Annotated in this window: 23 protein-coding genes; 14 read left to right on the plus strand and 9 right to left on the minus strand. The window is 64.5% G+C overall.

Annotation, left to right across the window (positions count from 1 at the left end):
• The first annotated feature begins 20 nt into the window (after positions 1 to 20).
• A complete protein-coding gene (locus AC1RAA_RS01850) occupies positions 21 to 479 on the plus strand; it encodes a LysE family transporter (RefSeq protein WP_159277290.1) in 459 nt (152 codons plus the stop codon).
• A 253-nt stretch (positions 480 to 732) separates the two neighbouring features.
• Here AC1RAA_RS01850 and AC1RAA_RS01855 read toward each other — a convergent pair whose 3' ends face one another.
• Both AC1RAA_RS01855 and AC1RAA_RS01860 read right to left on the minus strand, forming a co-directional pair.
• Positions 733 to 1,113, minus strand: coding sequence for a VOC family protein (locus AC1RAA_RS01855; protein WP_082818216.1), 381 nt, complete (start codon positions 1,111 to 1,113; stop codon positions 733 to 735).
• A 50-nt stretch (positions 1,114 to 1,163) separates the two neighbouring features.
• A complete protein-coding gene (locus AC1RAA_RS01860; protein WP_159277289.1) occupies positions 1,164 to 1,574 on the minus strand; it encodes a hypothetical protein in 411 nt (136 codons plus the stop codon).
• A 744-nt stretch (positions 1,575 to 2,318) separates the two neighbouring features.
• On the opposite strand from AC1RAA_RS01860, the gene AC1RAA_RS01865 reads away from it, so the two are divergent.
• Positions 2,319 to 2,672, plus strand: coding sequence for a DUF4148 domain-containing protein (locus AC1RAA_RS01865; protein WP_235926633.1), 354 nt, complete (start codon positions 2,319 to 2,321; stop codon positions 2,670 to 2,672).
• 107 nt (positions 2,673 to 2,779) lie between these two features.
• Positions 2,780 to 4,183 (plus strand): MATE family efflux transporter, encoded by a 1,404-nt coding sequence (locus AC1RAA_RS01870; protein ID WP_159277288.1) that lies wholly within the window; start codon positions 2,780 to 2,782, stop codon positions 4,181 to 4,183.
• Positions 4,184 to 4,347: 164 nt separating this feature from the next.
• Here AC1RAA_RS01870 and AC1RAA_RS01875 read toward each other — a convergent pair whose 3' ends face one another.
• Positions 4,348 to 5,817 carry an efflux transporter outer membrane subunit gene (locus AC1RAA_RS01875; RefSeq protein ID WP_492726186.1) on the minus strand — a complete coding sequence of 490 codons (1,470 nt, stop codon included), beginning with the start codon at positions 5,815 to 5,817 and terminating at the stop codon, positions 4,348 to 4,350.
• Between the two features lie 96 nt (positions 5,818 to 5,913).
• Here AC1RAA_RS01875 and AC1RAA_RS01880 point away from each other — a divergent pair, with 96 nt between their 5' ends.
• From AC1RAA_RS01880 to AC1RAA_RS01900, 5 genes are all read left to right on the plus strand, one after another.
• Positions 5,914 to 6,531 carry a TetR/AcrR family transcriptional regulator gene (locus AC1RAA_RS01880; RefSeq protein ID WP_139701802.1) on the plus strand — a complete coding sequence of 206 codons (618 nt, stop codon included), beginning with the start codon at positions 5,914 to 5,916 and terminating at the stop codon, positions 6,529 to 6,531.
• A gap of 84 nt (positions 6,532 to 6,615) precedes the next feature.
• Positions 6,616 to 7,731, plus strand: a complete 1,116-nt coding sequence (locus AC1RAA_RS01885) for an efflux RND transporter periplasmic adaptor subunit (protein WP_159277286.1) — start codon at positions 6,616 to 6,618, stop codon at positions 7,729 to 7,731.
• Positions 7,728 to 10,805 carry an efflux RND transporter permease subunit gene (locus tag AC1RAA_RS01890; protein ID WP_159277285.1) on the plus strand — a complete coding sequence of 1,026 codons (3,078 nt, stop codon included), beginning with the start codon at positions 7,728 to 7,730 and terminating at the stop codon, positions 10,803 to 10,805. Before AC1RAA_RS01885 ends, AC1RAA_RS01890 begins: the two co-directional genes overlap by 4 nt.
• A gap of 40 nt (positions 10,806 to 10,845) precedes the next feature.
• On the plus strand, positions 10,846 to 11,652 hold the full coding sequence (locus tag AC1RAA_RS01895; RefSeq protein ID WP_159277284.1) for an oxidoreductase: 807 nt from the start codon (positions 10,846 to 10,848) through the stop codon (positions 11,650 to 11,652).
• Positions 11,653 to 11,711: 59 nt separating this feature from the next.
• A complete protein-coding gene (locus tag AC1RAA_RS01900; protein ID WP_070059261.1) occupies positions 11,712 to 12,626 on the plus strand; it encodes a LysR family transcriptional regulator in 915 nt (304 codons plus the stop codon).
• A gap of 532 nt (positions 12,627 to 13,158) precedes the next feature.
• On the opposite strand, the gene AC1RAA_RS01905 is transcribed toward AC1RAA_RS01900, so the two are convergent.
• From AC1RAA_RS01905 to AC1RAA_RS01930, 6 genes are all read right to left on the minus strand, one after another.
• Positions 13,159 to 14,160, minus strand: a complete 1,002-nt coding sequence (locus tag AC1RAA_RS01905; protein ID WP_070059260.1) for an NADP-dependent oxidoreductase — start codon at positions 14,158 to 14,160, stop codon at positions 13,159 to 13,161.
• A gap of 108 nt (positions 14,161 to 14,268) precedes the next feature.
• Positions 14,269 to 15,099 (minus strand): alpha/beta fold hydrolase, encoded by an 831-nt coding sequence (locus AC1RAA_RS01910; RefSeq protein ID WP_159277283.1) that lies wholly within the window; start codon positions 15,097 to 15,099, stop codon positions 14,269 to 14,271.
• Positions 15,100 to 15,110: 11 nt separating this feature from the next.
• Complete coding sequence (acuI, locus tag AC1RAA_RS01915) at positions 15,111 to 16,097, minus strand: acrylyl-CoA reductase (NADPH) (RefSeq protein ID WP_159277282.1); 987 nt, start codon at positions 16,095 to 16,097, stop codon at positions 15,111 to 15,113.
• A gap of 34 nt (positions 16,098 to 16,131) precedes the next feature.
• Positions 16,132 to 16,920: an SDR family NAD(P)-dependent oxidoreductase gene (locus tag AC1RAA_RS01920; protein WP_070059257.1), complete on the minus strand. Its 789-nt coding sequence runs from the start codon at positions 16,918 to 16,920 to the stop codon at positions 16,132 to 16,134.
• Between the two features lie 60 nt (positions 16,921 to 16,980).
• Positions 16,981 to 18,075 (minus strand): alkene reductase, encoded by a 1,095-nt coding sequence (locus AC1RAA_RS01925; protein WP_139701796.1) that lies wholly within the window; start codon positions 18,073 to 18,075, stop codon positions 16,981 to 16,983.
• Positions 18,076 to 18,128: 53 nt separating this feature from the next.
• Positions 18,129 to 18,974 carry an alpha/beta fold hydrolase gene (locus AC1RAA_RS01930; RefSeq protein ID WP_159277281.1) on the minus strand — a complete coding sequence of 282 codons (846 nt, stop codon included), beginning with the start codon at positions 18,972 to 18,974 and terminating at the stop codon, positions 18,129 to 18,131.
• A gap of 132 nt (positions 18,975 to 19,106) precedes the next feature.
• On the opposite strand from AC1RAA_RS01930, the gene AC1RAA_RS01935 reads away from it, so the two are divergent.
• From AC1RAA_RS01935 to AC1RAA_RS01960, 6 genes are all read left to right on the plus strand, one after another.
• Positions 19,107 to 19,712: a TetR/AcrR family transcriptional regulator gene (locus tag AC1RAA_RS01935; protein WP_159277280.1), complete on the plus strand. Its 606-nt coding sequence runs from the start codon at positions 19,107 to 19,109 to the stop codon at positions 19,710 to 19,712.
• A gap of 146 nt (positions 19,713 to 19,858) precedes the next feature.
• Positions 19,859 to 20,878 carry an AraC family transcriptional regulator gene (locus AC1RAA_RS01940; RefSeq protein ID WP_159270786.1) on the plus strand — a complete coding sequence of 340 codons (1,020 nt, stop codon included), beginning with the start codon at positions 19,859 to 19,861 and terminating at the stop codon, positions 20,876 to 20,878.
• A 149-nt stretch (positions 20,879 to 21,027) separates the two neighbouring features.
• Positions 21,028 to 22,422: an MFS transporter gene (locus AC1RAA_RS01945; RefSeq protein ID WP_492726188.1), complete on the plus strand. Its 1,395-nt coding sequence runs from the start codon at positions 21,028 to 21,030 to the stop codon at positions 22,420 to 22,422.
• Between the two features lie 13 nt (positions 22,423 to 22,435).
• Positions 22,436 to 23,176 carry a nitroreductase gene (locus tag AC1RAA_RS01950; RefSeq protein WP_159277278.1) on the plus strand — a complete coding sequence of 247 codons (741 nt, stop codon included), beginning with the start codon at positions 22,436 to 22,438 and terminating at the stop codon, positions 23,174 to 23,176.
• Entirely contained in the window at positions 23,173 to 24,825 is a 1,653-nt protein-coding gene (locus AC1RAA_RS01955; protein ID WP_159277277.1) for an AMP-binding protein, read from the plus strand. Before AC1RAA_RS01950 ends, AC1RAA_RS01955 begins: the two co-directional genes overlap by 4 nt.
• Positions 24,818 to 25,264 carry a MaoC family dehydratase gene (locus AC1RAA_RS01960; RefSeq protein ID WP_159277276.1) on the plus strand — a complete coding sequence of 149 codons (447 nt, stop codon included), beginning with the start codon at positions 24,818 to 24,820 and terminating at the stop codon, positions 25,262 to 25,264. The genes AC1RAA_RS01955 and AC1RAA_RS01960 overlap by 8 nt, the downstream gene beginning before the upstream one ends.
• Positions 25,265 to 25,307: the final 43 nt, after the last annotated feature.

Below are 25,307 nucleotides of genomic sequence, written 5' to 3' on the forward strand. Positions count from 1 at the left end.
CTACCAATCCGCATTTCGAAGTGAGCGACACAGGCATAGGAATTGACCTGAGCCAGCAGGTCGATATTTTCGGGCAATTCCAACAGGTCCAGGCTGCCAGCGGCAGTGCAGGCTTGGGATTGTTCATCGCTCAGCGCATTGTCTCGGCCATGGGCGGATCTCTGAACGTCGCAAGCGTCATCGGGCAAGGCACTACGTTTTCTTTCACGCTGAATCCAAAGACCACCTTGTTCTTCGCCGCCTTCCTGCCGCAGTTCATGGACGCTCACGGCAACCCGCTGATGCAGACCGTTGCGCTCGGTGGTGTTTTCGTTGGTATCGCTTGCTGCACCGACGTCATCTACGTGCTAACGGCAAGTCTCGTCGCACCGCGCCTGAGACGAGCTGCTTGGGGCGGCCGCTGGGGTAACCGGCTCGCGGGAACATCATTTATCGGGTTGGGCGTGCTCACGGCCATGGGCACGCGCCCAACACGCTGACGCGCGCTCATCCGCGCCGAACGGCGGCTTATGGCCGACTGTAGCCGGTCGCGCCGCCGTCGTGAACGGGCCCGGAGCGGCCAAATCGCTGAGCGATTTCAAGGTCGTACAGCGGTCGCTCAACGTTTGAGCTAACCGGACCGTTGCGGCGTGTGGCTAAAGGCCCAGAATGAAATGGCGGGACTTTGGCCGCACGCCGCAATGGGTCCGGTTGAGCGAATGCTTAGGCCGCAACCACGCAGTTTCAGTACGGCTAGACCTCATTGCTTACCTCGATCAGGTTCTCGTCGGGATCATAGAAGTAGACGGAAACCAATGCGCGTTGCGCGCCAGTAGCTAGGACTGGCCCTTGCACGACCGGAACGCCTTCGTTTTGTAGGTGCACAAGTACCTGTTCTATAGGTGTTACGGTCAAGAAGCATAGATCCGCAGAACCTGGAGTAGCGTGCTTCACATTCGGATCGACAACAGTCCCCAACTCGTGCAGGTTGATCTTTTGTTGTCCAAAGTGCACTGAGAATCGCCCGGCCTTGAACTCTCTGGCTTCAAAGCCTAGGACACGCTGATAGAAGTCAAGTGTCCTTGGGATGCTTGCAACCGTTAATACCAAATGATCTAGCGCTTCAATCTTCATGGGGGGGGCGGGCTTTCGGGTGACGAGCCACAGGTAGTCGGTTTTGCGGCCTAACGCAAAGGTGAGCGGATGCCGTAGGCGGTCCGCTCGACTGAATGGTTAGGTTGAGCGCCAATAAGAAGAAGCGTACCTAATTTTCGTTCGAGGAAACGAACTATGGAGTTACGCATATGGTTGAAGAAGTCCGTCGTGGATGAGAAAACTATCAAAATTCCGAAGACTCCCACCATGACACGCACCGGTTGTCGATCGGATCGACTACGAAATAGCGACGCTAGAAAGCTTGGCAGATATACCAAGATGGCGGCAACGGTAGCGACTTGAACGGCAAACACGACATTGGCCAACAGGCTCAGGTTGAAGCCCAAGTCCTCATGTACGCGATCCGCAAGACAGGTCATCAGATAAACAACGCTGAAGATACCTTCGGCCAATTTCAAGCTGCGGTATGAGTCTTTCATGCGGATTTCTTCTCTGATAAGACTACTTCTGGGGCGGGTCCTGCTGCTATCGCCAATGACTGGTCTTGGCCGATAGTAGCCATTCGCGCGAGGCCGAGGGATGTCGGGTGTCGCTGCGTACCTGCCACTCGCAGGGACGAGCTGCCGGCCTGGGTGCAGCATGTTCCTACCGTTTGCGGTGCGTTCTCAGCCGCCGATAAGGGAGCATTGACGTGCCTTTGGTTATCGTCGGTTAGGTCTGCGGCGTTCGGCTTCGGGCTCCGGTGCTGGCAGTCCACTGCTCGAGAGAGTCAATGTGCGAATGAGCACTAGCATGGCGACGCGGCGTTGATATCTACGAGCAGATGGGTGCACCCGGGCGAATCGAAGATCTCGTTACAGCAGACAAACGTAAGAGGTTTGATCGCGATGTGACGTGTGAACTAGTTTTCCGATCCGCGCCTGATGTGCGCATGCCGATTTTACGAGCGCAGGTCTTTCCGATTCCTCTCTGGCGATCAATCTCAGGACGAACGACTGGAACGCGCGCTCCAGACGTTCGGGCGCGCGACTTGATTCTCAAAGCCCGCCGGGACGGGCATGCTGGAAGGCCCGTTGCTGCGATGCAGAAGGTTTCGGCTACGGAAACGTGGCGTGTCTTGATCGCATGACTGCCGAAGTCGAATTTGGCGCAAGACTTGATCTGCAGGTTCTCGAGACGAGACCCGCAAGCGTTTTTCTCCAACCTTTTTCTTTGGAACCTCCATGAATCTCACGACAGCCATGAAGATCGTATCGGCCCCTGTTCTGACCCTCCTGGTCGCGGCCGGCGCCCACGCAGAGGCGTACGACGGTGTGCACAAGGCCTTCTCCAGCAAGACGCGCGATGAGGTGAATGCCGAGGCCGTGCGCACCGCCAAAGCGCCCGACCAGAACGTGGTTCGCGGTTCTCGCGGTCCCGAGACCATGGCTGTTTCGACGGCGCGTTCTCTCGTTGAAGCCGAGGCCGTTCACTACAACCTGCGGCCCGACCAGAATGTCGGCTCCGGCTCTCGTGTGAACAGCAAAGTTATTTCGACGATGCCGCACCCGGCCGATCTGCGCGCCAAGGCCAATTGAGCAACGACTGCTTCACGCTCCGCGTGCGGTAAGAAAAAAACGGTCGGCAGGAGAGCCCGAAGTTGCGGGTGCCCATCACGCACATGCCAGCCAAAGGTGGACACCTGATGACAACTTCCCTCACTGCTGACGCCGCCAGAGCCTTGGAGCCAGCCCCTTTGCCCGCCAAGGTCAACTCGGGCGTCGCCAACCCCTTGCTGCACGCGCCGCTGCTGCCGCTGTTGATTCGCCTCGCGGTGCCCACGGTCGCCGTGATGCTCATGCAGACGGTGCTGAGCGTGGCAGAAACCTACTTCGTGAGCGGGCTGGGTGTCGACGCTATCGCAGCGGCCTCGTTAGTCGTGCCCGTCATGTTGCTTATGACCATGGTCTCCAACGGCGGTGTCGGAGGCGGGGTTTCTTCGGCGGTCGCGCGGGCGCTCGGCGGCGGGCGGCAAGACGAAGCCGAAAGTCTCGTGTGGCACAGCGTCGTGATCGCGATCATCGCAGGCGGACTGTTCGCCTTGGCTGTGATCGCCGCGGGTCCGATGCTCTACCGTGAACTGGGTGGAACAGGCGCGTCCTTGCAGCAGGCGATTCGATACTCGGACATTCTCTTTGGCGGCGCGGTGCTGTTCTGGATTCCGACGTTGCTGCAGTCAGCCTTGCGAGGTGCGGGCAACGTCAGAACTCCAGCACTGATCATGCTCGGCGGCGTTGGCGTCGGGCTCATTATTTCTCCCGTCCTGATCCTGGGTTGGCTGGGGTTTCCGCGGATGGGCGTCGCCGGTGCGGGCGTGGCGCAGGTGCTGTGCAGTGCAGGCTCGCTCGTGGCGATCGTTGCCTCCATGCGATCCGCGGGCTCGAGGCTTCGACTTCGTCGGCACCCGCTACGGCGTGATCACTTCGGTGCCATCCTTGGCGTTGGCTTGCTGTCGACCCTCAACGCGGCGATGACGACGCTTTCAATTGCCGCGATCACGGCGGCTGCAGGCGCCTTCAACGTGTCGACGATCGCGGGCTACGGTATCGCGTCTCGACTGGAAATGTTGCTGGTTCCCGTGATGTTCGGCTTCGGCACCGCCGCCGTCGCCGTGGTTGGAACCTGCATTGGCGCCGGCGATGTGGTGCGTGCGCGGCGCGCTGCGCTGGCGAACGCATTGTTCGTTGCTGGGTTGCTCGAAGTGCTGGGCCTCGGCGTGGCATTCTTTCCTGGACTGTGGATGTCTCACTTCGCGAGCGACCCCGACGTATTGGCCGTCGGGGGGCAGTACCTGAGGGTGATGGGCCCGGTGTTCGGCTTCATTGCCGTCGCGTTGTCACTGTATTTCGCGGGGCAGGGCGCGCGGCGCGTCGGCTGGCCGCTTGCGGCCGGTGTCTTGCGCTTCGTGTGCGCGCTGTCCGCAGCGGCGCTGGTGTTCGCGGGGAGGCTCAGCCTCGAGTCTGCCTTCCTGCTGGTGGCTGGGGGCGCCATCGTCGGCGCCGCAGTGACGGTGTGTGGCTTCGCCCGGGGAGATTGGGGAAGACGCTAGAGTCACTCGCTTCGTGCTGCGGCACAGGAGGTTTGTAGCTGTACATCTGTGCGATGTCGCTGCGTCTCTCTGTCCTTCGGCGTGGAGGTCGGACGAACCGGTGTTTTCGAACGCAACGGGTGAGTCTGTCGGATCGCCCGGGTTGCCGGGACGTATTCAGTGTCTCAATGCGGACGGATTGCCACCGCTTCGAGGGGTTCAGCCTGCCAGCCGCCACCCAGCGCCTTGAACGCGCTGACCGCCGCGCGCGCCGACTCCGTTTGCGCTTGCGCTCTTGCATCGGCCACGCGCAGCAGGCTCTCGTCCGCTTGCAGCACTTCGATCAGGCTGATGACGCCTCGCTGATAGGCCGCGAACGATGCCCCTCGCGCGCGACCGAGCGATGCCTCGCCCTGCGCGAGCAAGGCGGCTTGTTCTTCACGCTTGACCAGGGCGGAGAAGGCGTTCTCCACGTCTTCGGTCGCACGCAGTGCAGCGAGCCGGTAGGCTGCGAGCAACTCCGCGTCCTGCCCCTTGGCGAGTGCAATCTGCGCGTCGATGCGCCCGAAGTCGAACAGCCGCCAGCGCAGGCCGAGCAGGGCCGCAGCCTGGCTGGCGCCGCCGGTGAACAGATTGCCGCTGGCCACGGACGTGGCGCTGCCGATCGTTCCCCCCAGTGAGAGTTTCGGGTAGTACTCGGCCATGGCCACGCCAATGCGCGCGTTCGATGCCGCAAGGCGCCGCTCGGCAGCGATCAGGTCGGGCCGCCGCCGCAGCAAATCGCCGGGTGTTCCGGTGGCGCCGATGCGCGGTGCGACAGGAATGACACCCCCCGCCGCCAATTCGGAGCGGTGCGCGCCCGGCGTCGCGCCCAGCATCACGTCGAGCGCGTTCATGGCCGCGGCCTCGCCCGCCTCCAACACTGGCACAGATGCACGGACCTGCGCCAGGGCACCTTCGGCTTGCCTCAGTTGGAGTTCGGCGGCCAGCCCCTTGCCGTAGAGGAGGTTGATCTTCGACAGCAGGTCCTGCTGCGTGGCGACTTGCCGCCGTGCCACGTCGAGGCGGGCCTGTAGACCGCGCAGCGTGATGTAGATGTCTGCGGTCTGCGCGGCCACGGCCAGGCGCGTGGCGGTCGCGCCGGCCTCCGATGCCTGGTAGTCGGCCAGCGCTGCCTCGCGTCCCCGGCGCAGGCCGCCGAAGATGTCCAGCTCCCAGCTTGCGCCGAGACTCGCTTCGTAGGCGTTGCCGTAGCGATCGAACCCTGGCTGCGAGTTCAGGACCTGGCCCAGTGGCGTCTCCACCGACTGGTAGGCCCTGGCAGCTTGTCCGCCGAGATTGCCCGAGGGCAGCAGCGCCGCATTCGCCGCACCGAGCCCGGCCCGGGCCTGCGTCACGCGGGCGGATGCCTGCGCAAGGTCAAGATTCTGTTTCAGCGCGAGTTCGACATAGCGGGCCAGTCGTGCATCTCCGAAGCCGGTCCACCAGGCCACCAGCTCGGCGGTGGCGGTGGCGGTGGCGGATCGCTGGTCGAGGGCTGTCGCGCCGATGAATCGGTCCGGCAGGCTCGGGGCAGGTCGGACATAGTCAGGCCCGACAGCGCAGCCTGCGAGGAGGCTGAACAGCAGGGGCAGGGCAAGAGTACGTTGGGACATGGGTTGCTCCGGGACGGCGGACAGGAAAAGGTGTGTGACTATAATTCAATATGGTCACTTGTTGTCGTTTGTTTGTCCGGGCGGTAAGCTCTGGTCATGAGCAATGCAACTTCTTCTCCGCCTGTAGCGCGGGGGCCGGCCGATCACGACGTGCGCGCGCAGATCGTCGTCGCGGCCACCGAGCACTTCAGCCAGTACGGGTACGAGAAGACCACGGTTTCCGACCTCGCCAAGGCCATCGGCTTCTCCAAGGCGTACATCTACAAGTTCTTCGAGTCCAAGCAGGCGATTGGCGAAATGATCTGCGCGAACTGCCTGCGCGAGATCCAGGAGGGCATCCGCGTGGCGGTCGACGGGGTCGAAAGCCCGCCCGAGAAGCTGCGCCGTATGTTCAAGGCCATTGTCGATTCGGGCCTGCGCCTGTTCTTCCAGGACCGCAAGCTCTACGAGATCGCCATCTCGGCGGCCAGCGAGCGCTGGCCTTCGGCCATTGCCCATGAAGAGTGCATCCGGCAGATGCTCATCGAGCTGCTGAAGCAGGGCCGCGAGTCGGGCGACTTCGAGCGCAAGACGCCGATCGACGAGGCGGCGGCGGCCATTTATCTGGTCATGCACCCCTATATCAACCCCGTGATCCTGCAGCTCAGCGCTCATTACACGGACCAGGCGCCGGCCCAGCTGTCGGGTCTGGTGCTGCGCAGTCTGTCTCCTTGAAGATATAAATCGACTGTGACCATTGACTAAAATGGTCACTGTTATCAGAATCGGGGCCCTGATCGATTCGTCTATGGGCCCCTCATGCACTCGCGCCGCTTCCTTACATCTGCACTTGTCTGCGCCTTGCCGTTCGCGCTGGCCGCCTGCGACGACAAGGCGCCGCCCGATCCGCGCACCCAGGCGCCGTTGGTGCGCGCAGCCACCGTCCAGACGGCCGCGTCGGCATCGCGCTCGTTCACCGGCACCGTGGCCGCGCGGGTTCAAACCGACCTGGGTTTCCGCGTCTCCGGAAAGGTGCTGGAGCGCTTCGTGGACGCGGGCCAGACGGTCAAGCGCGGGCAGTTGCTCATGCGCATCGACCCGGTCGACCTGAGGTTGGCGGCGCGTGCCCAGCAGGAGGCTGTCAGCGCTGCACGGGCGCGTGCAAAGCAGGCGAGCGACGAAGAAGCGCGTTACCGCGATCTGCGCGGCACCGGCGCCATTTCCGCCTCGGCGTACGACCAGGTCAAGGCGGCGGCGGATGCGGCCCAGGCCCAGCTCGGTGCGGCCGAAGCGCAGGCCGAGGTTGCGCGCAATTCCAGTCGTTATTCGGAACTCGTTGCCGACGCGGACGGCACGGTGCTCGAGACGCTGGCCGAGCCTGGCCAGGTCGTCAACGCCGGGCAGCCGGTGGTCCGCTTGGCGCAGGCCGGGCGCAGGGAGGCCGTGGTCCAGTTGCCGGAAACGCTACGTCCGGTCATCGGCTCCGTCGGCCAGGCCACGCTGTTCGGCAGGGAAGGTGTTGCGGTGGCCGTCAAGCTCAGGCAACTCTCCGATGCAGCCGACAAGCTCACGCGCACCTTCGAGGCGCGCTATGTGCTTGATGGCGAGATGGTCAACGCGCCACTCGGGGCCACGGTGACGGTTCACGTCGGGGATGGCAAGGTCGTCGCGAAGAACGGTGTGCAGGTGCCCATCGGCGCCCTGTTCGACGCCGGCAAGGCGCCGGGGGTCTGGGTCATCACCGGTGATCCGGCGAAGGTGCACTGGCAGCCGGTGACGGTGGAGTCGCTGGAAGACGACCGCGCCCAGATCACGGGCGAGCTCAAGCAGGGCGATCGCGTGATCGCACTCGGCGCGCACCTGCTGCGCGAGGGTGAAGAGGTGCGCGTTGCCGGCGCGGCCGCGGCGCCTGCGGGTGGCGGAGCCCGTCCATGAGCGAAGGCCGTTTCAATCTGTCGGCGCTCGCAGTCCGTGAGCGCGCGATCACCCTGTTCCTGATCCTGCTGATCTCGCTGGCCGGCCTCGTCGCTTTCTTCAAGCTGGGGCGCGCGGAAGACCCGGCCTTCACGATCAAGGTGATGACCATCATCACGGCCTGGCCCGGCGCCACGGCGCAGGAAATGCAGGACCAGGTCGCCGAGAAGGTCGAGAAACGCCTGCAGGAACTGCGCTACTACGATCGCGCCGAAACCTACACGCGGCCCGGTCTCGCGTTCACCACGCTGACCTTGCAGGACAGCACGCCACCCTCCAAGGTGCAAGAAGAGTTCTATCAAGCACGAAAGAAGGTCGGCGACGAAGCGGGCAATCTTCCGGCGGGCGTGATTGGCCCGATGATCAACGACGAGTACGCCGACGTCACCTTCGCCCTCTTCGCACTCAAGGCCAAGGGAGAGCCGCAGCGCGTGCTGGTGCGCGATGCGGAAACGCTGCGCCAGCGGCTGCTGCACGTGCCGGGCGTGAAGAAGGTGAACATCGCCGGCGAGCAGCCCGAACGGATCTACGTCGAGTTCGCGCACGACCGGCTGGCCACACTGGGCATCGGCCCGCAGGATGTGTTCGCCGCGCTCAATGCCCAGAATGCGCTGAGCCCGGCCGGGTCGGTAGAAACCAAAGGTCCGCAGGTCTTCATTCGCCTGGACGGTGCCTTCGACACCTTGCAGAAGATCCGGGACACGCCGGTGGTCGCGCAAGGGCGCACCCTGAAGCTGTCGGACGTCGCCACGGTCAAGCGCGGCTATGAAGACCCAAGCACCTTCATGATCCGCAGCGGCGGCGAACCGGCCCTGCTGATCGGCGTCGTGATGAAAGAGGGTTGGAACGGGCTCGACCTGGGCAAGTCGCTGGACGCGGAAGCCCGCGCCATCAATGCCGAACTGCCGTTGGGCCTGAGCCTGTCGAAGGTCACGGACCAGTCGGTCAACATCGCCGCATCGGTCGACGAATTCATGATGAAGTTCTTCGCGGCCTTGCTGGTCGTGATGCTGGTGAGCTTCCTGAGCATGGGCTGGCGCGCGGGCCTGGTTGTCGCTGCAGCCGTGCCGCTCACGCTGGCCGTGGTCTTCGTGGTAATGGCCGCCACCGGCAAGAACTTCGACCGTATCACGCTCGGTTCGCTGATCCTGGCGTTGGGCCTGCTGGTGGACGACGCCATCATCGCCATCGAGATGATGGTGGTGAAGATCGAAGAAGGCTACAGCCACATCGCTGCATCGGCCTATGCGTGGAGCCACACGGCGGCGCCGATGCTCTCGGGCACGCTGGTCACCGCCGTCGGCTTCATGCCCAACGGCTTTGCGCCGTCGACAGCGGGCGAGTACACGAGCAACATGTTCTGGATCGTCGGCATCGCGCTGATCGCCTCCTGGGTCGTCGCGGTGGTGTTCACCCCGTACCTGGGCGTGAAGCTGCTGCCGAACTTCAAGAAAATCGAAGGCGGCCACGCCGCGATCTACGACACGCCGCGCTACAACCGCCTGCGTCGCGTGCTCGAGCGCGTGATCGCACGCAAGTGGCTGGTCGCAGGCGCCGTTATCGCGCTGTTCGTGCTGTCCATCCTCGGCATGGGTGTCGTGAAGAAGCAGTTCTTCCCGATCTCTGACCGTCCCGAGGTCCTGGTCGAGGTGCAGATGCCCTATGGCACGGCCATCACGCAGACCAGCGACGCGACGGCGAAAGTCGAGGCCTGGCTGTCTAAGCAAGCCGAGGCACAGATTGTCACCTCCTATATCGGCCAGGGCGCACCGCGCTTCTTCTTCGCCATGGGCCCGGAACTCCCGGACCCGTCCTTCGCCAAGATCGTCATCCGCACAGCCAGCCAGGAAGAGCGTGACGCCCTGAAGCTGCGGCTGCGCGAGGCCATCGCGCAGGGCTTGGCGCCCGAGGCGCGGCTGCGGGTGACCCAACTGGTGTTCGGCCCGTACTCGCCGTTCCCGGTGGCCTACCGTGTCACGGGGCCGGATGCAAACGAATTGCGGAAGATCGCGGCCGACGTGCGTCAGGTCATGGATGCGAGCCCGATGATGCGCACCGTCAGCACCGACTGGGGCACCCGCACGCCCGCGCTGCACTTCACCTTGAATCAGGACCGTCTGCAGGCCGTGGGCCTAAGCTCCAATGCCGTGGCGCAACAACTGCAGTTCCTCTTGAGCGGCGTGCCAGTGACGACCGTGCGCGAAGACATCCGCACCGTGCAGGTCGTCGCCCGTTCGGCGGGCGACACGCGTCTCGACCCGGCCCGCATCGCGGACTTCACGCTCGCCGGTGCCGGCGGTCAACGCATTCCGCTGTCGCAGGTCGGCCAGGTCGAGATGCGCATGGAAGAGCCGGTCATGCGGCGACGCGACCGCGTGCCCACCATCACGGTGCAGGGCGACATCGCCGACGGAACGCAGCCGCCGGACGTGTCGAACGCGATCACCAAGCAGCTGCAGCCGATCATCGAAAAGCTGCCCGCGGGCTACCGCATCGTCCAGGCCGGCTCCATCGAGGAATCGGAGAAGGCGACCGCGGCGATGCTGCCGCTGTTCCCGATCATGCTGGCGGTCACGCTTCTGATCATCATTCTCCAGGTGCGCTCGATGTCGGCGATGGTCATGGTGTTCCTTACCAGCCCGTTGGGACTGATCGGTGTGGTGCCAACTCTGCTCATCTTCCAGCAGGCATTTGGCATCAATGCGCTGGTTGGGCTCATCGCGCTGTCGGGGATTCTGATGCGCAACACGCTGATTCTGCTGGGGCAGATCCACCACAACGAGCAGGAGGGGCTGGACCCTTTCCACGCGGTGGTCGAGGCGACGGTGCAGCGAGCGCGGCCCGTGATCCTGACGGCGTTGGCGGCGATCCTCGCGTTCATTCCGCTGACGCATTCGGTGTTCTGGGGCGCATTGGCGTACACGCTGATCGGCGGCACTTTCGCGGGGACGATCCTGACACTGGTGTTCCTGCCGGCGATGTATTCGATCTGGTTCAGGATCAGGCCAGGCAACGCGACCCAGCCCGCGCACTGATGCGCTTCATCATCATTCATCAAGATCGAAGGAACCAGTCATGTCGAGTTCATCAGTCGTCGTAGTGACTGGCGCGTCCTCGGGCATCGGACGTGCCGCCGCGGAAATGTTCGTGGCGCGAGGCTGCCGGGTTTTCGGCACCGTTCGCGAGTTGCGCAAAGCACCCGCGCTGCCTGGTGTGGAGTTCATCGAAATGGACGTCCGCGACGAAGGCTCTGTCCAGAGGGGCATCGAATCCGTCATCGACCGGGCCATGCGCATCGACGTGCTGGTCAACAACGCGGGAATGATGATCATCGGCGCGGTCGAGGAAACCGCGACAGCCGAGGCTGCAGTGCTGTTCGATACCAACGTTTTCGGCATGCTCCGCACGACGCGCGCGGTGCTCCCGTACATGCGTGAAAAACGCCGCGGGCGAATCGTCAACGTGAGTTCCGTGCTCGGTGTGCTTCCGGCTCCGTACATGGGACTCTATGCGGCCACCAAGCACGCAGTGGAAGGGCTGTCGGAGTCGCTGGACCATGAAGTGCGCCAGTTCGGCATTCGTGCCACGCTGGTGCAGCCGGCCTTCACCCGGACCAACCTCGATGCCAATGCGCCTCGTGTCAAGGCGCGGATCGCGGGCTATGACCGCGAACGCGAGCTGGTGACGCTCTCCGTGGCCGAGAGCGTGAGCAGTGCGCCCGAGCCGCACGGCGTGGCGAGCACCATCGTCGAGGCGGCGCTGGGCCCGTGGCGAATGCGTTGCACGCCGCCGGGGGAGGCGTCTCTGTTGACGAAATTGCGCCGCTTCATGCCGGCGGGACCGGTGGATGCGAGCCTGAGGAAAAAACTCGGGCTCGTCTGAGCACCTGTCCGAGATGCTTGTACCGAGCGTCGCCCTGACCAACAAGAAGGAGAACATTTGTGGACAGCCTGGATCTCCTGCGCACATTCAGCGAGGTCGCCACTTCGGGGAGCTTCTCCCGCACGGCCAAGCATCTTTCGCTGTCCAAGGGCACCGTCAGCAAATACATCGCGGCACTCGAGAGCCGGTTCGGTGTCAGATTGCTGAACCGGACCAGCCATGCCGTCAGCCTGACGGACGCTGGCGCCTTGCTGCTCGAAAGAAGCAGGCCCATGCTCGAACTGGCCGACGTCACGCAAGCCGAGCTCCAGGACCGCGCGCGGATCCCCAGCGGGCGCGTGCGCATCTCGGCGCCTTACGGCATGGAACTGACCGAATTGCCGGCATTGATCAACGCCTTTCTTGGCCACTATCCGGAGGTCAGCATCAGTCTCGTGCTCACAAACCGCATGGTCGATCTTGCGGAGGAAGGCGTCGACATCGCGCTTCGCTTCGGCGCGTCAGCCAATGAGAACCTGATCGTTCGAAAACTGGTATCGATGGAGCTCACTGTCTGCGCGGCTCCCGTTTACTGGCGTAAGCATGGTGTGCCAGCTCATCCGGGCGAACTTGCGCATCACATCGCGCTGTTCAGCAGCCATCTGAATCCGCTGCCCAAGTGGCGCTTCGAAGTCGACGGTCAGCCACTCGAGGTCCCGGTCCGTGGACCGTTGGATGCGACGGAAGCCAGTCCGCTCATCCAGGCGGCGCTGCTTGGCGCAGGCGTCGTCTACTTGCCCTCGGTGATGCTCGCGCCTTACGTCGAGAGCGGGCGACTGGTGCCCGTGCTGTCGGAGTTCGTTCGCAGCGACATGTGGCTGTCCGCTGTGTACCTGGAGCGCCGGCACAGCACGGCGGTGCATCGGGCACTGCTGGATTTTCTAGTGAGCCGGTTGAAGCCTACAGGTTCGCGGATGAGGATCGACGCGCAGTGAGCTGGCAACGTGCGAAGGATGCGCGCCTCCCTGCGGGTTGTCACTGAAGCGAGCAGGATCGCGCAACCAGCTTGCTGCGGCGTGACCAGGCGCCCTGATGTCGTCCGCTGGGACGGCCACGTCGTAGTCCAAGTCCTTCGGGATCTCGAAGGTTTCGAACTCCGCGTTTCTGCGGGAGGCCTTTGATGTGGATTCCCACGCTCATTGGCCCCACTTTTCCATCGAACGCTGACCCGCTTCTGCGCACCGATGCGCAGAACCACAGGCGTGCGCGTTGGAATACAGGCGGTTCAAGCGTCAGCGAAAATGTGGGTCCACGCGTCGATGGCCGCACCGATGCCGCTAGATGCGCCGGTCACCAGTGCGCGCTTGCCGATGCGGGCGGTTGTGTATGAACTCAAGGTCGATCTCCTGGTCATGCAGAGCGGGTACAGAACGCCAAGGCCACCGGAGGCTTGCGCGTCGGCCGTGCGATGGCCTGAGTCGGCGGGGCAAGGGCCTGATCAAAGACGCTAGCGCAGGCAGGCGGCAGCTACACCACTTGCACCACGACCTTGCCCTTGGCGCGCCCACTGTCGACGTAGGCCAGTGCTTTGTGGGTGTCCTGAAATGGGAACACTTTGTCGACGACCGGGCGGATGGCGCCTGACTCGATGAGGGCGGTGATCTCTCGCAACTGCGCCCCATCGGCCCGCATGAAGACGAAGGTGTAGTGGCCTCCGTTCTTCTTTGCCTTGTTCCTGATGCTGAAACTCAACAGGCGCAGCACTTGCCTGAGCGGCCAGGCCAGTCCTCGCGCGATGGCGAACGCCGGGGTGGGCGGCCCCGAGATGGAGATGAGATGCCCGCCCGGCTTGAGAACCTGGAGGGATTTGTTCAGCTCGCCGTTGCCGAGGCTGTTCAACACCACGTCGTAGTCGCGGAGCACCGTGGCGAAATCCTGCTGCTTGTAATCGATGACGACGTCCGCGCCCAAGGCCTTCACCCAGGCGACGTTGGCCGTGCTGGTGGTCGTGGCCACGAATGCCCCGAGATGCTTGGCAAGCTGGATGGCAATGGTGCCGACGCCGCCGGAGCCGGCATGGATCAGGACCTTCTGCCCCTTTTTCAGCTTGGCGGTTTCGACCAGCACCTGCCAGGCGGTCAGGGCCACCAGAGGAACGGATGCGGCCTCGACCATGCTGAGATTCTTGGGCTTCAGCGCCAGCGACGATTCCTTGACGGCGATGAACTCGGCGAAGGTGCCGATGCGATCGTCGTCGGGGCGCGCATAGACCTCGTCGCCCGGTTTGAAGCTGCGAACGCGAGCGCCGACCCGCTCAACCGTACCGGCCAGGTCGTTGCCCAGGATCAGGGGGAAGTGGTAGGGAAGAATCAATTTGAATTCGCCGCTCTTGATCTTCGAGTCCAGGGCATTGATGCTCGCCGCGTGGATCTGGATCAGGACGTCATCGTCCCGCACCTCGGGCTCGGGCGTTTCGCCGATGCGGCCAACTTCATTCTTTCCGTAACGATCGATGATGAACGCTTTCATGGGCGACTTTTTTCCAGAGTGTTTGATTGAATGCGCTTCGGGCAGCCCCGCACTACAGGGGGCGGTCGGGAAAGTCGGCCTGAAGCCGGTTGCGAAAGATGCCGTCGTTCAGTCATTGAGAAAGGCCAGCGCCTTGGGCACGAATTCGCCGTGGTACTGGAAAATCCCGCCATGCCCAGCGTCTTTGTAGATGACCAGTTGCGAGCCTGGGATGCGACGCGCCATGTCATGGCTGTTCACAGTGGGCACCATGATGTCGTTGTCGCCATTCGCAATCAACACAGGGATGCGGATGCCGCCCAGATCCTGGGGCACCTGCCGGCCCCAGGCCTTGATGGCCTTCAGCTGTCGCAGGAAGGCAGGGGGCGTCGGCCCCTTGTCCCGATCCGCCTTGCGCTCCTTCAGTCGCTCCAGGAAGGCTTTCGCGGCTTGACGACCGTTGGCCGTGGAGGTGAAGAACAGAAAGGTCTTCGGATCCCGCAGCGTCAGCAGGCCTTTGACTATCAGCGGCCAGGAGACCGCTCCGACCCGTTCGATGCCTGTGCCGCCTGCCGGCCCTGTGCCGGTCAGGATGAGTCGGCGCACCAGGCCGGGGGCTTTCAGCACGATGTCCTGCGCCACGAATCCTCCGAGGGAGAAGCCAAGCAGATCAATCTTCTCGAAGCCCAGTGCGTGGACCAGCGCGATCGCATCCCGCGCCATCGCATCGATGGTCACAGGCGCTGTTCCGCCTGAAGCGCCGATCCCTCGGTAATCGATGGCGATGATGCGATGCCTGCGGGCAAGTCCATCGACGATCCGCGGGTCGAAATTGTCGAGGACCGCGCCCCAGTGGTTGAGCAGGACCAGAGGCACGCCATCGCGCGGCCCCAGGTCGCGGTACGCGAATGCAGTCCCGTCGACATCGATCGAGAGGTTGGGAGCGTCGATGAAGGGCATGCGCGATCCGGTCAGGCGTTCACATCCACGATGGTGCGCCCCTGGACCTTCCCTGCGAGTACCTGGCTGGCAACGTCAGGAACCTCTGCCAATCCGATCACCTTGGTGGTCCGTGCCAGCTTGTCCAGGTCCAGGTCGCTGGCCAGACGCGACCACGCCTGCAGCCGCGCAGGCTGCGGCGCATTGACCGAGTCGATACCGGCGAGGGTGATGTTGCGCAGGATGAAGGGCAGGACAGATGCCGGCAGGTCCGCGCCCTGTGCGAGCCCGAAGGCCGCGACCACGCCGCGATACCGGGTCTGCGCCAGGACGTTTGCCAAGGTATGGCTGCCGACCGAATCGATGGCCCCGGCCCATCGCTCCTTGGCGATCGGTGCGCCCGCTTCGGACAGGGTGTGACGGTCGATGATGTCCGCCGCGCCCAGCGCACGCAGGTAATCGGATTCCTCGAGACGCCCGGTCGACGCGATCACGCGATAGCCCAGGCTCGACAGCAGCGCGATCGCCACGGAGCCGGCGCCGCCATTGGCGCCCGTCACCAGGATGTCGCCGTGCTCGGGCGTCAGGCCACCATGCTCGAGCGCGAGCACCGACAGCATGGCGGTGTACCCGGCGGTGCCGATGGCCATGGCATCCCGGGTCGAAAACACCTCGGGAACCTTGACCAGCCAATCACCGCTCACCCGCGCCTTTTGCGCAAAGCCGCCGTGGTGCGTCTGGCTCAGTCCCCAGCCGTTGGCCAGCACACGGTCGCCGGCTGCGATGCCGGGATAAGTCGACGACTCGACGACACCGGCAAAGTCGATGCCCGGAATCAGCGGAAACTGGCGAATGACCGGTGACCGGCCACTGAGCGCCATCGCGTCCTTGTAGTTCACCGTCGAGTACTCGACCGCGACGGTGACGTCGCCCGGCATCAGGTCCTCTTCCTTGAAGTCGACCAGGCTGCTTGAAATGGTGTCGCCGGTCTTGCTGGCGAGCAGTGCCTTGAATGTCATGTGCTGTTCCTTCCGTTCTGGCGTTCTTGCCGTTTCAGGCGGCGGTTCGATAGCGCTCCGCCACGTGCGCCTGCCGAATGTCCGCGACCAGGGCCTGACGTGCCGTGTTCAGCACCTCCCAGCGCGCGGCATCGTGCAACGGCGGGATGGTCACGAGTTCACGGCGGTCGAATCCGGTCAGCGCGGCATCCACCAGCTCTTCTACTCCCATCAGGTCGGGCATCGCACGGGTATCGATGCCCGCGCGCTCCCAGATCTCGGTGCGGGTGCCGGCCGGCAACACCGCCTGCACGTAGACGCCCTTGGGCGCGAGCTCCAGGCTCAACCCCTGGGACAGGAACAGCACGAAGGCCTTGGTCGCGCCGTAGACCGACATGCCGAACTCGGGCGCCAGGCCGACCACCGAGCCGATGTTGACGATCGCGCCTTTGCCGGCCTGCACCAGGCGCGGGGCGATGGCGCTCGCCAGCCTCACGAGTGCGGTGGTGTTGAGGCTGACCAAGCGGGCGACATCGTCTGTCGACTGGTCGATGAACGGGCCGGACAGTGCGGCCCCGGCGTTGTTGATCAGGGTCTCGATCCTGGCGTCCTCGCGCAGTCGCGTCTCGACGGCGGCCAGGTCGCCGGGTTGGGTCAGATCGGCCGCAAGGATATCGACGGCAGCGCCGGTTTCCTCACGCAGGCGCGCCGCGAGCGTTTCCAGCCGCGCCTTGTCGCGCGCCACCAGCACGAGGTCGTGGCCGCGGCGTGCGAAGCGGTCGGCATAGATGGCGCCAATGCCGGTCGAGGCGCCCGTGATGAGAACAGTGGAATGAGAGGTCATGTGTTTTGCTCGTGATCGAAAGGGTGAGTCCATGCCGCGACATGCAGCGTGGAAAAACGACTACCGGACGCTGGAATCAGCGAGGGTCGGATAGTCGATGTAGCCTTTGGCGCCACCGCCATACAGCGTGGTGGGGTCCAGCGCGGCGAGGGGTGCGCCGATCTCCAGCCTTTCGACCAGATCGGGGTTGCTGATGAAGGGGCGGCCGAAGACGAACAGGTCGGCCTTGTCCTCGATCAGGCGGGCGTTGGCCAGTTCGAGGTCATACCCGTTGTTGGCCAGGTAGGTGTTCTTGAAGCGAGTGCGCAAGGCGTCGAAATCGAACGGTGCGGCATCGCGCGGCCCCCCGGTGGCGCCTTCGACCACATGCAGGTAGACGATGCCCATCGCATTGAGTTGCTCGGCGATGTAGTCGTACTGCGACTGCGGATCGCTGGACGAAATGGCGCCGGCCGACGACACCGGCGAGAGGCGCACACCGGTGCGCTCGGCACCGATTTCCTTCGCCACGGCGGCCGTGACTTCGAGCAACAGGCGCGCGCGGTTCTCGATGGAGCCGCCGTACGCGTCCGTCCGGGTGTTGGCACCGTCCTTGATGAACTGCTCCAGCAGGTAGCCGTTGGCACCGTGGACCTCGACGCCGTCGAACCCCGCAGTGATCGCATGGGCCGCAGCCTGGCGGAAATCCTCGACGATGCCTGGAATCTCATCCAGGGTCAGGGCACGTGGCTCGGAGACGTCATGAAAACCGTTGTTGACGAAGGTCTTGGTCGCGGCGCGGATGGGGGAGGGGGCCACCGGCGCGGTGCCACCAGGGCGCAGGTCGACGTGGGAGATGCGGCCCACGTGCCACAACTGCACGAAGATCCGCCCGCCCTTGGCATGAACGGCGTCGGTCACCTTGCGCCAGCCGTCGATCTGCTGCGGCGTGTACAGGCCCGGGGTGTCCTGGTAGCCCTGGGCATCGGCCGAGATCTGGGTGGCCTCGGTGATGATCAGGCCCGCCGAGGCGCGCTGACCGTAGTAGGTGGCGGCGTACTCGCTGGGCACCAGACCCGCGCCTGCCCGATTGCGCGTCAGCGGCGCCATCACGATGCGGTTGGACAGTTGGAGTGAGCCAAGTGTGTAGGGCTCGAAGAGCGTCTTGTCAGTCATGCTTGTTTGCTGTGTCGTCGTTGATCGGGCGGGGACGGGGATGCGCTACGGCATCACTCCTCGAGGAACTGGATCGCGTGTTGCAGGAAGCGCTCGGGATACTGGAACTGCGCGCCGTGTCCGGCGTCGGGATAGATCAACAGCTGCGCGTTGGGAATGTTCTGCGACAGATGCCAGGAGTTGATCGTGGGAATCATGATGTCGTCGACGCCGTTGAGCACCAGGGTCGGCTGCGTGACGGCGTTCAGGAAGGCATAGGGGTTCGCACCCGGTAACGGCTGCAGGTAGGCGGCGTGCGCCTCGGCTTGGGCTTGAGCGACGGCCATCGAGCTGGGCGGGTCCTGATCGACGCGCTGGTGGCGGCGCTCCCAGAAGGCCAGGCCTGCCTGCTTGGCAGCCTCCGAGCGGCCGAAGAACAGGTAGAGAAAGTCATCCGCGGTCGGTACGGGGTTCGGCGCGACCTCCAGCACCCTGGGCTCCATCTTCGGATCGCCGCCGCGCAGTCCGGTGCCGAGCAGGACGAGCTTGCGAACCAGTTGCGGGTGACGCAGCACGACCTCCTGCACCTGGAAGCCCCCGATTGAGAAACCAAGCAGATCGACCTGGGACAGACCCAGCGCCCGGATCACCAGGGCGATGTCGTCCGCCATGTCTTCGATCCGGTTGCGGGGCGTGCCGGTCGAGGAGGCAATGCCGCGACCGTTGTAAAGGATGACCTCGCGGCCTGCGGCCAGACCATCGGTCAACAGGGGATCCCAGTGGTCCAGGCCGCCGCGGAAATGTTGGACGAAGAACAGAGGGGGCTGTCCGCTGGAGGTGTTGCCCCAGCGGCGATAGGCGAATTTTTCGCCATCCACTTCGACGAAGCGGGTGGGTGCGGTCAGGTGGGTATCGCTCATTTTCGGAAGCCTTCCAAGGTAAGTTGGCTTAATGATGTCGATCATCATCTTTGATGTCAAGGACTTTGATGATGATCGACATCAATGTATATTCATGGCTTCACCGATGGCACATCTAGAGAGGTCCTGGACATGAAGGTCACCAAGGCGCAGGCACAGGCGAACCGGGCGCACATCGTCGAGACGGCCTCCACGCTGTTTCGCGAGCGTGGTTACGACGGGGTGGGGATTGCGGACTTGATGGCGTTCGCAGGCTTCACCCACGGCGGGTTCTACAAGCACTTCGAATCCAAGGCCGACCTGATGGCGCAAGCCGCGACCTGCGGTTTTGCGCAGACGGCCGCCAAGGCCGAAGGCGTCGATGCGATGGCATTTGTCCATCACTATCTGTCCCGTGAACACCGAGATGCACCGGGTGACGGTTGCACGATGGCCGCCCTGTGCGCAGATGCTGCGCGCCAACCGGAGTCGATCAAGACGGCGTTTGCGACCGGCATTGAAAACCTGCTGATGACCCTGGGAAACCAGTTCGACGCGCCAGAGGAGGACGATCAGGGCGGCGACGCACGCGCCAGGCGGATCGACCTCATTGCGCAGGCAGTCGGTGCCATCGTGCTGTCGCGGGCGTGTCCTGACGACTCGCCACTGGCCGATGAAATTCTGGATGTCTGCCGCAGCGCCGTCCTGTCGAGGCTTTCCTCGATGACGCCTGGCGCTTCCGGTTCCCAGAGCACCTAGTCGCACAACTTCCGCGACAGCCCACGACAGAGGTCGGCGGCATCTCATTGCTGCGGACGCTGCGGGTCCCCTGAGGCCGCATCCTGCACAGCGCGAAACGCGCTTATAAAGAGCTCGCCCCACCACTGATTCTTGAGCGAGTGCGTATGAAGTCTGCAGGCTTGAAGGGAACCGTGTCCATTGAACTGGTGCACGAGGCGATCCACGCCGCGGCGCTGAGAAACATGGACATCAGCAGCGTCCTCGAAAGCGCCAAGATCGACCGCGAGCTGTTGAACGCGCCGCGCGCGCGCATCTCGGCGGCGGCGTACTCGCAGATGTGGGTGGCGCTGGCCGACCTGATGGACGACGAGTTCTTCGGCCTGGACAGCCACGGGCTTCGCCGCGGCAGCTATGCGCTCATGACGCGCGCCGCCGTCAACGCCGACAACCTCGCGCACGCATTGCGCCGCATCCTGAGGTTCCTCCACGCCACGCTGGACGATTTCCGCGGCGAGCTGGTCTGCGACGGCGACGAGGCGCGCGTCGTGCTGCATGACGGCGGCGTGCTGCGCCGGCTGTTCGGCTACGGCACCTGGTTCATCTTGGTCCATGGCCTGGCCTGCTGGCTCGTGCACCGGCGCATTCCCCTGCGCGAGATGCAGTTCCGATGCCCGCCGCCCGGCGACGACAGCCACTACCGAACGCGCTTTTGCGAGAGCGTGAAATTCAATGGCGAGACCACGCACATCAGTTTCGCAAGCGATCTGCTGGACCTGAAGATTGCGGAGTCGCCCGCCACGGTCGACAACTTCCTGAGGGAAGCGCCGGCCAACCTGCTGGTCAAGTACCGTAACGACGCCAGCACCAGCGCCCAGGTGCGCAACAGGTTGCGAAGCCAGATGCCCGAGGCGTGGCCCGAACTCGAAAAGCTCGCACAGGAACTCTGCGTTTCCGGCACCACGCTGCAACGCCGCTTGCAGCAGGAGGGCGTGAGCTACCAGCGCGTGAAGGACGACCTGCGGCGGGACATCGCCATCGACCTCTTGTCGAGCGCGTCGCTGACGGTGGCCGAAGTCGCTGCCCGCACCGGCTTCCAGGAAACCAGCGCCTTCCATCGCGCCTTCAAGAAATGGACAGGCGTCAGCCCGGGCGCCTATCGCTCGTCCGCACCCGCGCCGCAATAAGCCGAAGCTCCGGCGTCCGGCAGGGATGCCGACATGTCCGAACGCCCCATCCAGATCGAGACGCGCGGGCATGGAAGCGTGCCGCCTGCAGAACTAACCTCCCGTCGACATCGCATCTCGCGACAGATCAAACGACAGGAGACGAAAACATGCAGCAGGCCGGCAAGCAGGTCGATATTCACGCGTTGGCGGGGCCCTCCCGGTTCAACGGCTTTCACGGGCTCGTGCTCTGGTGGTGCGTGTTGATCCTGGTCATCGACGGCTATGACCTGGCGGTCGTGGGCGCCGCGCTGCCATCGATCATGAAAGACATGGGCGTCGATGCCACGAGCGCCGGCGTCATGGCCGGGTCGGCGTTGTTCGGAACCATGCTGGGCGCGATCTTCCTGGGCACCCTGGCAGACCGCATCGGCCGCCCTCGCATGATCGCGGTGTGCGTGGCGCTCTTCAGTGTCTTCACGGCGCTGACTGGGCTGGCCACCGAACCCATCGGCTTCAGCGTCGCCCGCTTCATCGCGGGCCTCGGCATCGGCGGGGTGTTGCCCATCGTGACCGCGCAGATGGGCGAGTTCGCACCGGCGAAGCTGCGTACGCGCCTGGTGACGATGGTTTTCGCGGGCTACTCCGTGGGCGGCATTCTGGTCGCGCTCACCGCCAAGCAGCTCATCGAGAGCCATGGATGGCAATGGGTGTTCTATGTGGCCGGCTTGCCCGTGCTGCTGATTCCGCTCATCCTGAAAACGATGCCCGAATCGCTGTCGTTTCTTCTCAAGAAGGGTGACCAGCGGCAGCTCGGGGAGATCGCGGCCAAGCTCGCGCCGGAGCAGCCGAACGCAGCCGGCACCGTGTATGTCGGCGCGTCCACCGACCGCCTGCACGACGCGCCGGTGCGCACCCTGTTCGACGCCGGACGCGCGTTCAGCACCGTGATGATCTGGGTGGCTTTCATGACGGGGCTGTTCATGGTCTACGCGCTGAACTCCTGGCTGACCAAGCTCATGGCCATGGCGGGATACAGCTTGGGCTCGGCCCTGAACTTCGTGATCGTCTTCAACGTCGGCGCGATCGTGGGCGCGATCGGCGGCGGTCTGCTGAGCGACAAGTTCAACATCAAGCATGTGCTGGTGGCGTTCTACGTGGTCGGGGCTGCGTCGCTGGCCGCGCTCGCGTACACGAAATCGACCGAGCTGCTGTTTGTTGCCGTGTTCGTGGTGGGTGCGTCCACGCTCGGAACGCAACTGCTGGCCTATGCCTACGCTGGCGATTTCTATCCACCGGCCGTGCGTTCGACCGGCGTCGGCTTCGCCTCGGGTGTCGGCCGCATCGGCGCCATTGCTGCGCCGATTCTGATCGGCTGGCTCGTGTCGCTGAGCCTGCCCATCGAGCAGAACTTCATGGCGATCGCGCTGGCCGGCGTCATCGGCGCGGCAGCGGTCTCGTTCGTGAACCAGTCGCGCGCCGCGTCGACTCAGGCCAAGGCCGCGCGCGCAGCCACCGGCGAAGCGAGCCGTGTGGACGGGGCGATTCGCCCGGCTTCGAAATAGCAAGGAAACCTCAATGAACCGAATGATGGCGCCGCCGCTGGAGGCACACGCGCTGCAAGGAGCGGTCGACTGGGCCATTGCCACTCGGCGCAGCGTCAGGGCGTTCTTGCCCCGGCCGGTGCCCCGGGAAGAGGTCGAGGCGATCCTCTCGACGGCGCGCTACAGCGCCTCCGGAATGAACATGCAGCCCTGGCATGTGCATGTGCTGACGGGGCCTGCCAAGGCCCGTCTGTCGGCGGCGATTGCCGTGCTCGACGACGATCCCGGCCGGTCGGGCGAGCTGCTTGAGCCCTACGACTACTACCCGCGGGAATGGTTTTCGCCGTACCTGGAGCGGCGCCGCAAGGTCGGCTGGGACCTCTACGGATTGCTCGGCATCGCCAAGGGCGACAAGCAGCGCATGCACCTGCAGCACGGTCGCAACTACCGCTTCTTCGATGCGCCCGTGGGCCTGTTCTTCACGGTGGACCGTGAACTCCAGGAAGGCAGCCTGCTGGACTACGGCATGTTCCTGCAGAGCGTGATGGTGGCCGCACGCGGCCGCAACCTTCACACCTGCCCACAGGCCGCGTTCCTGAAATTCCATCGCCAGATCGCGGACCTGCTGAACATTCCCGTCGGCCAGATGCTGGTTTGCGGCATGAGCCTGGGCTACGCCGACACCTCGTCGGTCGAGAACTCACTCGTCACCGAGCGCGAGCCAGTCTCCGCGTTTACGACCTTCCACGACACCTCCAAGGAGACCACCGCATGAGCGCGCCATCCTATGCACGGGGCCTCGAACGCTGCGCGGCAAATCATGTGCCGCTCACGCCGCTGGGCTTTCTCGACCGCGCGGCGCTCGCGCATCCGAACCGCGTGGCGGTGGTGCACGGCGAGCTGACGCGAACCTGGGCGCAGACGCGCGAGCGCTGCCATCGCCTGGCGTCCGCGCTGGCGATGCGAGGCATCGAACCGGGCGACACCGTCTCGGTGCTCGCGCCCAACACGCCGGCCATGCTGGAGGCCCACTTCGGCATTCCGCTGGCCGGCGCGGTGCTCAACGCAATCAACCATCGCCTGGATGCCGAAGGCATCGCGTTCATCCTGCGCCACGGCGAGTGCAAATTGCTGATGGTCGATCGCGAGTTCGCCGCCACGGTGGCCGCAGCGCTGAAGCTGCTCGACCGTGCGCCTGCGGTCATCGACATCAACGACCACCTCGCACCACCCGGCGAACCCATCGGCGAGACCGACTACGAATCGCTGCTGGCGAACGGAGACCCGGACTTTGCCGGTCGCTGGCCCAGCGACGAGTGGCAACCCATCGCCCTGAACTACACCTCCGGCACGACCGGAGACCCCAAGGGCGTGGTCGCCAGCCATCGCGGCACCTACCTCATGAGCCTGCTGCAGATCACGAACTGGGCGATGCCACGGGCGCCGAAGTACCTGTGGACCTTGCCCATGTTCCACGCGAACGGATGGTGCTTCACCTGGGCCGTGACTGCGGCGGCGGGCACCCATGTCTGCCTGCGCCGGGTGTCTGCCGACGCCGTGCTGGAGGCCATCGAGCGCCATCAGATCGATCACCTCTGCGCAGCGCCGGTCGTGATGGCGATGCTCGCGGACGCGGCGAAAGATACCCGGCTGCCGCGCCCCGTGCGCGTGCTGACGGCCGGCTCACCGCCGCCGCTCGCCGTGCTGAACGCGGTGCTGGCGATGGGCTTCGACGTGGAGCACGTCTTCGGAATCACGGAGGTTTCCGGCACGCCGGTGAGTTGCGTGTGGCAGGACGGCTGGGACGACCTAGCGCCCGCCGAGCAGGGGGCGCTGCGCGTGCGCCAGGGCGTGCGCGCCGCCATGTTCGAAGGCCTCATGGTCGGCGATGCCGACACCCTCGAACCCGTCGTGCCCGACGGCAAATCGGCGGGCGAGCTCATGCTGCGCGGCAACACCGTGATGATGGGCTACTTCAAGAACGAGGCGGCAACGCGCAAGGCGCTCGCCGACGGCTGGTTCCGCACCGGTGACGTCGCGGTCCTGCATGCCAACGGGTATGCGCAGATCACCGACCGGTCGAAGGACGTGATCATCTCGGGCGGCGAGAACATCTCGTCGGTCGAAATCGAAGACGTCGTCCATGGACACCCGGCGGTGCTGCATGCCGCCGTGGTGGCGCAGCCCGACCCCAAGTGGGGCGAGGTGCCGTGCGTGTTCATCGAGCTGAAGGCCGGTGTCGCCGCGCCCACCGAGCAAGAGATCATTGCGTTCTGCCGCGAGCGGCTGGCGCACTTCAAGTGTCCGCGCCGCGTGATCTTCATCCCCTTGCCGAAGACGGCCACGGGAAAGATCCAGAAGTTCCGCTTGCGCCAGCAGGCCGGAAGCCAGGACGCCATCACCCGGCTCGCGAGCCATGGTTGAGTGCGAAGCGGCCGCGGCCCTGGGGCCTGTCGGGCCCGGCTATCGCTTCTCGCGACCCCACACCTTCGACGAAGCGCAAGTGCGTGCCTTCGCGCTGGCCGCGGGAGACGAGAACCCGCTGCACCACGATGCCGCGTTTGCACAGGGCACGCGCTTCGGCGGCTTGATCGCCAGTGCGACCCACACCACCTCGCTGCTGATGGGGCTGACCGCCAGTCACTTCGCTACGAGGGGGGAGGTGCTGGGCATGAACTTCTCGGTCGACCTGCTGCGTCCCGTACGGGCGAGCGAGACGGTACTCATCGAGTGGCGCGTGACGTCGATGGCCGCGCATTCGAAGGGCGGCTGCGTTCTCGAATTGCAAGGTGCGATCAAGAGCGCAGACGACAGGACCAGCGTGCTCGCGCAGGGCACGGTGCTTTTCACGCCCGCCGCATGAGTGCTTTCCGCGCCAGCGTGCGCGTTCACGGGGGCATTGCCCC

The sequence above is a fragment of the Variovorax sp. GW823-FHT04F07 genome (assembly GCF_058795995.1).